The 11,664-nt window shown below is 48.4% G+C and carries 10 protein-coding genes; 1 reads left to right on the top strand and 9 read right to left on the bottom strand.

What is annotated here, in order from left to right; translation table 11 throughout:
- On the top strand, nt 1-659 hold a 659-nt coding region (locus QT990_RS22915), incomplete at its 5' end, for an RNA-guided endonuclease TnpB family protein (RefSeq protein WP_333465781.1).
- 205 nt (nt 660-864) lie between these two features.
- Here QT990_RS22915 and QT990_RS22910 read toward each other — a convergent pair.
- The 9 genes from QT990_RS22910 to grpE form a co-directional block, all read right to left on the bottom strand.
- Nucleotides 865-1,038: a hypothetical protein gene (locus QT990_RS22910; RefSeq protein WP_333145345.1), complete on the bottom strand. Its 174-nt coding sequence runs from the start codon at nt 1,036-1,038 to the stop codon at nt 865-867.
- 67 nt (nt 1,039-1,105) lie between these two features.
- Nucleotides 1,106-1,303 (bottom strand): NblA/ycf18 family protein, encoded by a 198-nt coding sequence (locus QT990_RS22905; protein ID WP_006635253.1) that lies wholly within the window; start codon nt 1,301-1,303, stop codon nt 1,106-1,108.
- A 527-nt stretch (nt 1,304-1,830) separates the two neighbouring features.
- Entirely contained in the window at nt 1,831-2,556 is a 726-nt protein-coding gene (locus QT990_RS22900) for a biopolymer transporter ExbD (protein WP_333465780.1), read from the bottom strand.
- Between the two features lie 15 nt (nt 2,557-2,571).
- Nucleotides 2,572-3,357 (bottom strand): MotA/TolQ/ExbB proton channel family protein, encoded by a 786-nt coding sequence (locus QT990_RS22895; protein WP_333145347.1) that lies wholly within the window; start codon nt 3,355-3,357, stop codon nt 2,572-2,574.
- Between the two features lie 241 nt (nt 3,358-3,598).
- The gene (gene rsgA / locus QT990_RS22890; RefSeq protein WP_333465779.1) at nt 3,599-4,849 is read right to left on the bottom strand and encodes a ribosome small subunit-dependent GTPase A; all 1,251 of its coding nucleotides are present in this window, start codon (nt 4,847-4,849) and stop codon (nt 3,599-3,601) included.
- The gene (locus QT990_RS22885) at nt 4,846-5,136 is read right to left on the bottom strand and encodes a sulfurtransferase TusA family protein (protein ID WP_333465778.1); all 291 of its coding nucleotides are present in this window, start codon (nt 5,134-5,136) and stop codon (nt 4,846-4,848) included. The genes rsgA and QT990_RS22885 overlap by 4 nt, the downstream gene beginning before the upstream one ends.
- 291 nt (nt 5,137-5,427) lie before the next feature.
- Nucleotides 5,428-6,555 carry a molecular chaperone DnaJ gene (dnaJ, locus tag QT990_RS22880; RefSeq protein WP_333042223.1) on the bottom strand — a complete coding sequence of 376 codons (1,128 nt, stop codon included), beginning with the start codon at nt 6,553-6,555 and terminating at the stop codon, nt 5,428-5,430.
- A gap of 132 nt (nt 6,556-6,687) precedes the next feature.
- Nucleotides 6,688-8,853, bottom strand: coding sequence for a molecular chaperone DnaK (gene dnaK / locus QT990_RS22875; RefSeq protein ID WP_333145351.1), 2,166 nt, complete (start codon nt 8,851-8,853; stop codon nt 6,688-6,690).
- Between the two features lie 295 nt (nt 8,854-9,148).
- Complete coding sequence (grpE, locus tag QT990_RS22870; RefSeq protein WP_333145352.1) at nt 9,149-9,943, bottom strand: nucleotide exchange factor GrpE; 795 nt, start codon at nt 9,941-9,943, stop codon at nt 9,149-9,151.
- Nucleotides 9,944-11,664: the final 1,721 nt, after the last annotated feature.

Below are 11,664 nucleotides of genomic sequence, written 5' to 3'. Positions count from 1 at the left end.
TGCCTCATACAACTTGCAAGTCAATTACCATTTCGCGCACTGCCGATAGTTGGTTTATCGCATTTGCCTACGAACAACATCATGAACCAACAATCAAAAGTCATGATGTTGTAGGAGTTGATTTGGGAGTCAAAGAGTTAGCTACACTTTCAACGGGCGTAGTATTTCCTCACCCAAAGCACTACAAAGCACATCTCGCAAAACTCAAGAGGTTGTCAAGGGTTATTGCCAGAAAAGTCAAGGGTTCCGAGAATAGATACAAAGCCAAAATTCAATTAGCAAAGCATCACGCTAAGGTAGCAAATCTTAGAAAAAACACTCGGCATAAAATCACTACTTACTTATGCAAAAACCACGCAAAAATAGTAGTAGAAAATTTGAATGTTTCCGGGATGTTAGCCAATCATAAACTAGCTCAAGTAATAGCTGATTGTGGATTCCATGAATTCAAACGCCAGTTAGAGTACAAGGCTAAAAAGTTTGGCTGTGAAATAATCGTTGCCGACCGATGGTTCCCGTCGAGCAAGACCTGTTCAAACTGTGGACACATCCAAGATATGCCACTCAAAGAAAGGACTTATAACTGTGGAAGTTGTGGTCATTCGATGGACAGAGATTTAAACGCAGCAATTATGTTATCGCGGTTGGCTAAACCGTGAAAGCTTACTGAGGGATAACCGCTCCCATGCTCCCGATGAAGTAAGAAGCAAATGTCGAGACTTGTCTAGTATTTGTGTAGCAGGTCGCGCTCAGATGTCCGACTAGCGCCATTGCTGTCAGACCTCATCCGCTGCAACTAAAGACAAATATATTTAATAGTTAAAAATTTTAATGGGTTAAAAAATTAACACTTATTATTAAGAGTTATCCAATTTTCGAGGCGAGGCGCGATAAATTATCTTTGCGATCTCCGGTGGTGTCGATCGACAAACTGCTGACCTCGACTTCCACATTCAGTGAAATCCACAAAGGAATTGTAAAATTTTCCTCACGTCTGTACAGATGCCTTCTACCTTCTGCCTTCGAGTGACGCCCCATCACCCCCAACTCCTTTCCGCTTGAGGGAACAGAGTAAGAGACGGAGGTCGCCGACTGCGACTCTTGGTTATTCAACGCCTGGGTTAGGTTCTAAACCCCAGTGGTGTTTCAGAAAATGGCGGTACATGGTTTCTCGTAGCATCATTTGCTCGTAAAGCTTGACCAAAAACTCCTGAGCTTGTTCACGGCTCATGTCACTTACCTGTGTTTTGAAGGAACACAGGCTAAATTGCTGTTCCAAAGACAATTCTGCTGGTTGGCTCATGACTTTGACTCCTCTGTAAGTAAAGGTGACTTAAAAGTGAACACCTGGATTAACCAGATTTGTAAGTTGTTTCAGCGATCGACCATTGGTTTCGGGATGCCCGATTTCCCATCTGGCTTTAGTCTATATTACAAAAGGTAACAATGATTTGACAAAATTACCATATGTCCTAAGAAATAACTTACTTAGGGATAGAGATGCCGAGATGTCTGCAAAAGTTCCTTCCGCAGGCATATACAAGTGTATCTACTTGTCAAGAGAAAAAAGGCTCAGTACGAACCAAAAGAATTGAAGCCCTTTATACCAAATCCGGCGGAGATTCTCTCCGCGAGGGGGAGAGGGGGAGAGGGGGAGAGGGGGAGATGAGGAGAGTGGAAGATGGGGAGAGGGGCAGATGGGGAGATTGGGAAAATTTCTATTTCTCTGTTCTCCCTTCTTCCTTCTCCCTTCTTTCGACTTCCATCGGACTGACATCCGTTACATCCGTTACCTCCGTTACACAATCCGTTGCCGAACCTTCTTCCTAACTAATTCGACGGCCCGCCATCCTGCGGTGGAGTGGCGATTCCGGGTCTGAAATTGGGAGCAGCGGGCGCAGGCGAAACAGGAGGTATGCCCTGATTTTCCCCAAAGTTACTAGGCTGCTGTGGAGCCGGGAGAGGGGATTGAAACTGATTCGGATTGAACTGCTGCTGTGGAGTGGGGAGAGGGGATTGAAACTGATTGGGATTGAACTGTTGCTGCCCCGGAGGCACAGGAGACGGAAGAGGTTGACCGGAATTGCCGATCGCAGGTGCCGCAGGAATGCCAGAATTGGGAAGCGAGGTATTGGGCAATGGGGAGGGAGCCGAACTAGGAAGAGTTGCCAGGGCAACTCTATCGCCCCCTACCTCTCTCAATTTGTCTAAAACCTCCACAACTTTGGCATATCTCGCATTTTGAGGAGCGTACAGCACCATCAACCCCGTAGGATTTTGGCTTTGGAAACTCTTTAAAACTCGATCGAGTTGTTGGTAATTAACAGGCAATTGGTCGATATAAGTTTGACCGAAATCGTCAATGCTGACAATCAGCATCTCTCGCATCTGTACTTGTCCTGTCTTCGCTTTAGGCAAATCCACATTAATGGCTTGCTGCCGAGTCAGTTGCAAAGCCGCCAGGAGAAAAAACGTCAGAATGCAAAAGATCACGTCAATTAAAGGCACCAGTTCAATCCGAGCCTCTTCCGCAGGAGTATCTAGATTAATCTTCATCAGTTCTCCTTGATTCTAATTATTAGAAGGTGAATCTTCAGCCGGATCGGAACCTTTCAATTTCGGCTCCCGATTCCGTTCTCCCGATTCTTGAGAATTGAGAGAACGCCTGTTCAAACCATCTGCACCAAAAGAAGAATTGCTGTATTCTGCACCGGGTGCTCGACCCTTAGCATTAGCTGCAGGCCAGTATTGCCTGTAAAGCAATTCCAGTTCATTTCCAGCTTTGCGAAATATTTTGGCCTGGTTGAACAAAAAAGCTTGAAATATCCTATAAAAGGCCAAGCTAAAAATTGCTACTATCATCCCAGTAGCAGTCGTGATCAGCGCCTCGCTAATCCCCAAAGTTACGCCAGTTGTTGCCGCCGTGCCGATGTCGCCCAGACGGATGGAACTGAGCGAGTTAATCAAGCCCAAAACTGTTCCCAGCAAGCCCAGCAACGGGGCTAGAGCGATCGTAGCTTCTAAGATTTTGTCACCGCGGCGCATCGAAGCCAACTCTTCATCGGCTGCAGCTTCGAGTGCAAGTCGAAATAAGTCTGGTTCGGGATTGTAGAGCCGCAGGGGTGCAGAAAGAAATCGCCCGATCGGCTGTCGGTTAGCTTGTCTGGCAATCTCGTTAGCAGCCCCCCAATCGCTGCGAGCCGCTTCAAGAATCCGGTTAACTATCTGCTTTTCTTTGCTCAGGAGGCTTGCCCAAAACCACAAGCGCTCGATAATTGTACTCAAAGATAAAATCGATAACAGCAACAGGGGCCACATGGCGGGGCCGCCTTTTTGAAACAGTTCTTGAATATTCACAATATTTTTGCTCCTGCAGTACCCGCTAACTTTTGCTTCTGTTCTACTTTTTTTAACAAATCTAAGGCCATTTAATTTTAGCTATTAATGTACTCAGGACTTACGCACTCGCGACTAAAGAAAGCCGATTTTGGGAAATGGGCATCGGGGTACAACGAAGTATTTTCGTCGAGCAAACCCGGTTTCCGGGTAAGTCTTGGTACTGTTTTCTAGTGCCGGCGCGCGATGGGCGGCGACTTCCTCACAACTCGTCTAAATCTTGACACATATTTTGCAGCGATTGGTGTTGAAGGCGGCGGGAAGAGCGGCGATATTTTTTTGTTTGCAGCTTCGGTTCGTAATGCTGCGTACCATCCGACTTGGTTTGCTGCTTCAAACTCGATTCGGCACTGCTAGAGTTTTGCAGAGCTTGTTGGCGGACGATCGCCTCTTCGAGAAACTGCAAGTAATACTCATAGCGCTCCCAAGCTCCCCGCACCACACAGTTAGGCTCGTCTCGGTGCGAACAGTCGCTAAACTGGCAGCTACCCAAAGCTAGCCTCTGGCGCGCTTCTGGGAAATATTCCGCTAACTCTGAGGGATCGCATTCGAGAGCCGGCTGATTAAAGCCCGGAGTATCGGCCAAAAGTCCGCCGCCGGGAAGTTCAAATAGTTCGACGTGGCGAGTCGTGTGGCGCCCGCGGCCGAGTTTGCCGGAAACAGCGTTCACTCGCAGATTCAGGGCCGGGATCAGTTGGTTGATTAAGCTGGACTTGCCAACCCCAGAAGGGCCACAAATTACCGTTATTTTCCCTTGCAGGTGGTCTAGAAGCAAGTTCGGCAACGGGCTATGTACGGGGTTTAACGGATGTAACGGCTTGACCGAATTTGGAACTTGGGGGTTATCCTCAGAACTCAGCAGAGATGGCTCTATTTTCTCCGCTAAGTCATTGAAATGCGGTTCAGAGGCAAAAATTTCATTTTGATCCTTAGCGGGAGCTTCCTGAACTCCTGCACCGCTGCGGACGCTAATAAACATGGGTTCGTAGCCCCAGCCTGAAAGCCGATCGCGCCACTGTTCCAACTCCTGGGGCGTGACCAAATCGCATTTGTTCAGGCACAAACTCACCTCTAAACCTGTAGATTCTGCCTTGACTAAAAACCGAGTTAATGACGCGGGATCTAAGTCTGGTTCAGCGAGGGCAAAAACGAGGAGAATGCGATCGGCATTAGCTACAGGCGGGCGGTTGAGTTCTGTTTGGCGCGGGAATACTTCAGAAATTGCACCCCGGCGGTCAGTCCAGTCCGGTTCGTCTACCACCACGCGATCGCCCACCATCACCTGTTGGCCAATTTTTTTGAGTCGAGTGCGGCGAGTGCACAGGAGAGTCGGAGAATCCGCGAGGGGAGCATTTTTCCCGTCAATGGAGACTTCGGGATCTAACCTCACTTGGTAGAAGTTAGCCTGAACAGCAATTACAGTACCCACGATCGAGGGTGAATTCAGGCTCATCCTGCTTCCTTGTCTTCTGGGCGCTGCACTTTCATTGAAAAATAGCCCGACTCCGGCTGATCAGCGACAAATTGCGTTTCGAGAATCTGGTAGCCTTCCATTTTGAGACTATCAGGTACTTGTTCGATCGGCTCCCCAGCATCCAGCCACACTTCCAAAACAGATCCCGGTGCCATTTGCTCCAAGCGCAGTTTAGTGCGGACAAAATTCAGAGGACACGGAGTACCCCGCAGATCGATTTTGGCATCTGGGGATTTGGGATTTTCAATTTTCGATGTTGAATTCATAATGCTTTTTGCAATCTCAAATCCTGAAAGCCGTAGTTTTTTAAACAAGTTGCGTGGAAACTGGAGAATCTAAAATTTTGTGTCCAATTGGACACCGACTATTATTCTTTCTGAAAAAAGTGAGCGCAATTGCGCTCACTTTTTTGAGGGCTGCTGAAACGCAATGCCCAGGAAGCGTCCCACCTGAGATTTTTGTGAGCAATTGCACACAATTTTTTGACAGATACTAAAACAAATGCCTGGGGAATCCTGAAACAGGAAAATTTGACACCAATTGGTGTCAAAAATTGCTTATTTCTGAAACAAATTGCCCAGAAATCCTTCCAAGCCGCCTTTACCAGTACGATCGCCCTTCAGCTTAGCAAGCTGCATCAGCAATTCCCGTTCCTCAGCCGTCACCTTAGTCGGAATGTCAATAGACACCGTAATCAAATGATCGCCGCGACTGACTGGATTTCCTAACCGAGGCACCCCTTTTTTCTCAAGAGTCAGAACAGTATTTGCCTGAGTTCCGCTAGGAATCAACAATTCCGTCGGCCCGTCTACGGTTTCAACTTCCAACCGGCACCCCAAAATTGCTTGCAAATAACTAATTTTAACTTCCGAGCTAACGTTAGTGCCGTCGCGCTTAAATAGCGGGTCTTCATTCACCGCCAAGAACACGTAAAGATCCCCTGGCGGCCCGCCCAGTTTGCCGGCATCCCCTTCATTGGAAACGCGCAAGCGAGTACCGTTGTCAACCCCAGCCGGAATTGTGATTTTCAGCTTTTTCATCACTTCTTTCTGGCCCCGGCCGCCGCAAGTTTCGCACTTATCCTCAATCACTTGCCCGGTGCCGTTGCAAGTGGGGCAAACTGAAACTTGAGTAAAGCTGCCGAAAGGAGTGCGGGTAGCGCGTCGGACTTGACCGCTGCCGGTACAAGTCGAGCAAGTTTGGGGTCTGGTTCCCGGTTTCGCGCCAGTCCCCGTGCAAGTCTCGCAGGTTTCTAGATGCTTGATGCGGAGTTCTTTTTCCCCACCAAACACTGCTTCGCGAAAGTCCAGCCGCAAATCGAGGCGCAAATCGTCTCCGCGCACCGGCCCGCTGCGCCTGCGACCTTGCTGTTGTTGGCCGACGCCTCCCTGAAAGCCCTGAAAGAAGCTTTCAAAAATATCGGCAAAGCTGTCACCAAAGTCTTGGAAACCAGGTGCGCCTGCACCGCTGACGCCTGCTTCGCCGAAACGGTCGAAACGAGCGCGGGTTTCTGGTTCTGAGAGTACCTCGTAGGCGCGGTTAATTTCTTTAAACCGCTCCTCGGCACCGGATTCTTTGTTGACATCTGGATGGTACTTGCGAGCTAGGCGGCGGTAAGCACGCTTAATTTCTTCTTTGTCTGCGCTGCGAGAAACGCCTAATATTTCATAGTAATCACCGGCCATAGAGCTGCTTGCCTGGAGGTAAATAACAAAAAGTGTACGAAAAAGAAACGGGCTACCTTTCCTGAAATTACAGATTAAAAATCAAAAATTCTCATTGTTAATTTTTAACTTTTAATTTTTAGCTTTTCTGTTTTAAAGGAAAGGATTCATATCATCAACTTCTGGTTCGGGAACCTTCTGTTTTTGTTTTGACTGTGGATTGGACTGTGGACTTGGCTGTGGATTTGACTGTGGATTTGACTGTCGTTTTGACTGTCGCTCCGGCTTGGATTCCGGCTTGGATTCCAGCTTTGGTTCCGGCTTTGGTGCCGGCTTTGGTGCCGGCTTTGGTTCCGGCTTTGGTTCCGGCGGAGCTTGGGGCGCCACCTGCAGCTCTTCTTTCAGCAAAATGCTGTCGTCGTCCGCTTTAACCTCTTCTGGTTCTGATGATTCTACTTCTGACATCATCTCGCTTTCAACAACCGCTCCCGGTGGGGCTACCCCGCTGCGGGCTTGGTCGTAGACTGCTGTCCCCAGCGAGTATAGCAGTTGCTTGAAAGATTCGATTGCGGGGGTGAGTTCCTCGATTGTAATGTCGGGGTTAGTCATCGCTGCCCGCAAGGCTGCTGCGGCTGTTTCCGCTTCGGCCTTGAGCTCGTCGCTCAGCAGTTGGGCATTGGTTTTTAAAGTTACACCACAATTATAGACGAGGGAGTCAGCTTGATTTTTGAGTTCGACGAGTAGAGCGCGCTTGATGTCCTCGTCGGCGTAAAGTTCGGCTTCTTGTCGCATCCGCTCGACTTCGGTTTCGCTCAATCCCCCTGTATTGGAAATTTGGATGCTTTGTTCTTTTCCGGTTCCCTTGTCTTCAGCAGCCACTTTGAGAATCCCGTTGGCATCGATTTCAAAGGTAACTTCGATTTGAGGTACGCCACGGGGGGCTGGGGGAATGCCTTTGAGCAGGAATTTGCCGAGACTTTTATTGTCTTTAACCAATGCCCGCTCGCCTTGGAGTACGTGAATTTCTACCGAGGTTTGCCCGTCTGCCGCCGTGCTGTACATTTGCGATCGGCTGGTGGGAATAGTTGTATTGCGCTCTATTACTTTGGTAAACACCCCGCCCAAGGTTTCGAGCCCCAGGGAAAGCGGCGTCACATCAAGCAGCAGCAAGTCTTTGACTTCACCACCCAGCACCCCGGCTTGAATTGCCGCGCCTACCGCTACAGCTTCGTCGGGATTGACGGATTTATCGGGAGAAACGCCCCCAAAATACTTGCTAATTGCCTTTTGAACTGCCGGAATCCGGGTTGAGCCTCCCACTAAAATAATCCTGTCTATGTCTTTGGGGGTCAAACTTGCGTCTTTGAGGGCTTGAGTCACCGGATCGATCGTCGCTTGCACCAAATGAGCCACCAGTTTTTCAAACTGAGCTTTGGAGAGTTCCATTTCCAAATGCTTCGGCCCTTTCTCGTCAGAAGAGATGAAGGGCAAATTGATTGAGGTGGATTCCCGGTTGGAGAGTTCGATTTTCGCTTTTTCCGCAGCTTCTCGGAGGCGCTGCAAGGCCATTTTGTCTTGTGAGAGGTCACTGCCTTCTTGAGTGCGGAAAGCTTCTACCAGCCACTGCACTATGCAGTCGTCAAAGTCATCTCCTCCGAGATGGTTGTTACCGGAGGTAGCGTTGACTTCAAAAATTCCGTCTCCCAGTTGCAGGATCGAAACGTCGAAAGTACCGCCGCCTAGGTCAAAGACCAAGATTTTCTGTTCTATATTTTGCTTGTCCAGCCCGTAGGAAAGGGCTGCCGCTGTCGGTTCGTTGACGATCCGCAGGACTTCTAGGCCGGCGATCGTACCGGCGTCTTTAGTAGCTTGCCGTTGGGCGTCTGTGAAGTACGCTGGCACTGTAATCACGGCTTGGGTAACAGTTTGTCCCAAATAAGCTTCAGCATCTTGCTTGAGCTTTTGGAGTACCATTGCCGAGATTTCTTGGGGAGTGTGAACCTTGTTCCGAATTTGGACGTTAACGGTATCGTCTTTGCCTTTTATGCAGGTATAGGGAGTCCGCGCTCGTTCTTCTTCCGTGTCGTCCCACCGCCGTCCGATAAATCGTTTTATACTGTAGACAGTATTTACAGCATTAGTTACAGCTTGCCGCTTGGCTAGTTGACCTACTAAGCGATCGCCCGCCTTGCCGAATCCTACTATACTCGGAGTTGTGCGGCCGCCCTCGGAATTGGCGATCACGACGGGTTTACCGCCCTCTAACACAGCTACGCAACTGTTAGTTGTGCCTAAGTCAATTCCAATAATTTTTCCCATAGCGCCTCATAAAACTTTGTGGGATGTTTGGAAACCTCCAACTACAGGTTGGGGGAAGAAAAACGACTCAGCTTGTTCAAACAAGCATCACCCGACCTGATTTGTAGGAAATAAACTTGATGTCAATCAGGCAATATCAAAGACGGGTAAAAACATTTTTCAGAATTTTTGGATAAAGCGCTGACCTGCTTTTAGTCATCTTTAATGTAAGAAGTTGGTGAGTCTGCCACCTTGGAACCCCCGAATTCTATTCGGGGGTAAGTGACTTTGAGGAATGCAGTAGCTTGTATCCCGATTAACCTTCCGAACTATCGGGATTTTCATCTGAGGCTACCACAGATAGCCCAGCCGCTGCAACTTTCACTTTGGCGTGCCGCAATACGCGATCGCCCAGAATGTAGCCGCGTTCTAGTTCTTGGATAATTGTTCCTTCCTCGTGTTCGTCACTTGGCTCGCTCAGCAGAGCTTCGTGGAGGTTGGGGTCAAACTGTTCGCCTTCGGGGCGCATCGGAGAAACCCCGATTTGCTTGAGGCCGTCTACCATTTGCTTGTAAACGCTTTGGTAGCTTTTGTGAATGTTCATTTCGCCATCGGTTTGCGGCTTGATGTGCGATCGAGCGCGCTCGAAATTGTCAATTACCGGCAACAGGGGTTTAATCGTGAGACACCTTGCCTGTAAATCTAGCTCTTCTTTTTCCTTTTGGGTACGCCTGCGGAAGTTCTCAAAATCTGCTGCTAGGCGGAGATTTTGATTTTTCAGTTCTTCTAGTTGAGCGGATGTGGCTTGCAACTGAGTTTTTAAAGCCTCTTTTTCATCGTTGGCCTGGGCCAGTTCCTTCTTCCAAGGCTCCGCCGCGTCTGCAGTCGGACTGTTGGTTGAACTGCCGGTGACGGTAGGCCCCGATGCGTTTGCTGGGGTGCGATCGCCCTGAGCACTTTGATAAGCTCGAGCAAGTTCGAGCTCCCAATCCGCCGATTCGTTCGAGTTTCCTGATGCCGCCGGATTTTCGCTTGCCATTGGCGAACCCTCTGGGGTGGTTTCCCCAGTTGAGTTAGGATCTTGATCTTGCTGTTTTTCCTCGTCAATCATCAGAAAAATGGGTAGAAACCCCGTCCTAAAAGGACGGCTTTACATTTTTGATTTACTACCGCCTTGGGACTGGTTGGCTCGGTGTGCTTTTGTGTTGCACTTTCAACGGGACAATTACCGCCTCAAACTTCCCAGCCCTGTACGCATAGTGTTTTGCTCTTTTCGAGCCTCCCTTGCGGGGTAATGTTAGCTTCGACAATGTTTTGAGAGCTTGTTAGGCCCAAAGCACTGTAAAGCGTGACCTTAGAACTGTTTAACCTTCAGCGACAGAGCAAGGAACTAGCTACGCATTCCAGGGTGTCGTGACTCTCAAAACGTAGGCAATTAAGCCTTAATCTGGTCAGAACGGCTTTCGAGATTTCTCTTTCAAGCCTCATGCCTGATAGCTGAGGTTCCTGACAAAAGCTGCGCGACAGAACCCTATCAATTCTAGCAGATACAGTTAACCCGGTAAATCTAGAGGACTCTAATTTAGAGTGTATGGCACAATGTGAAAAGAGGAAGTCTCGCCCGACCTGGAGACATTGCTCAAAGCTTTCCATAAAATATTCAAAGCCCCGTTTAAATATTTAGGTATAATATTATGGCATTAATGGGGCAAACCCAACGTTTGTTGGTTCCTGATTTTTAATTAACGCGATCGCCTTTACAACAATTTTTATAAGTATATTTGCCTGTTAAGTCTACTACAATATTCCCACTTAGGAGGCTTGATGTTTCAATGTTTACTTAAAACGAGAGAAACTTAAAGTTATCGTCGGTCAGACTGTGTTAGTCACAAGCTGACGCTGGCATTTGTTACCATTTGCTGAGTTTCCCAAGTCAGGAGAAAGAGCAATTTGTATGGAGTGACTAAGTAGTTAGCTGTGTGCTTGTGTAACTCAGATACTAGGTTGTTAATCTTGATGCGAATTGGGGGTGTGGTTTTTCTGAGTGGATACCGCCGAAGTCGCTTGAAGTATCGAATTTTGGCCAGTCAAATGATAGACTTTAGCTGGTCTGGCGGAGGTGTTCATCTGTAAATACGATTGATATCTAATTTGCCTCTTGCCAAGATTTTTGAACCGTCAAGCTTACCTCACAAAGGTTCGGACACCATGATAGAATCAAAGTAATATTTACTGACCCAAAACTAGAGTTGCTCAAAATTGGCCCAGGGGGCTCATGCAGCCGACGATCGGGCAGTGACCGATCGCAGATAATTAATCAAAATATATTTCAAAAGGGCGATCGAGGCTTTCGTAAAAGCTATCATCACAGAACAGAGCTCATCTTTAATTTAGTACAGCTAACCGCGCCACCACGGGCGCTGTAATTCGAGCAAACAATTTGGGAAAATAGAATTAGCCTGGGAGGGGGACACACCCCGCCCCGCTTTTCTCTCCCGGTACGGGGAACCTCCAAGTGATGTGCCCTGACGCTATAACGAGAGTATCCCGCAAGTTAATCAGGTAAGTAAGCAACTTAGCACTCAACGAACAAGATTTGATTGCAAGCACCCGCAAATCCCTCCAACATCTCGTCAATTTGTGGACGAAGCTTAGAGGGGAGTGCGAGCTTACACTGTAGAGATAGGGATTGAGCAAGAAAATCATATAGCCTTTCTCAGTAACATGAGGTGCTCATAGGGCTCCGTGGCCTCCGTGGCCTCCGTGGCCTCCGTGGCCTCCGTGGGCATAGGCATAGGACAAAGCCCCCATACCTCACAACGCTTGAGAACC

The organism is Microcoleus sp. T3_B1 (assembly GCF_036700445.1).
Taxonomy (GTDB): Bacteria; Cyanobacteriota; Cyanobacteriia; order Cyanobacteriales; family Microcoleaceae; genus Microcoleus.
The sequence above is the reverse complement of the archived record's forward strand: the minus strand, read 5'-3'. Positions and strand labels throughout refer to the sequence as shown.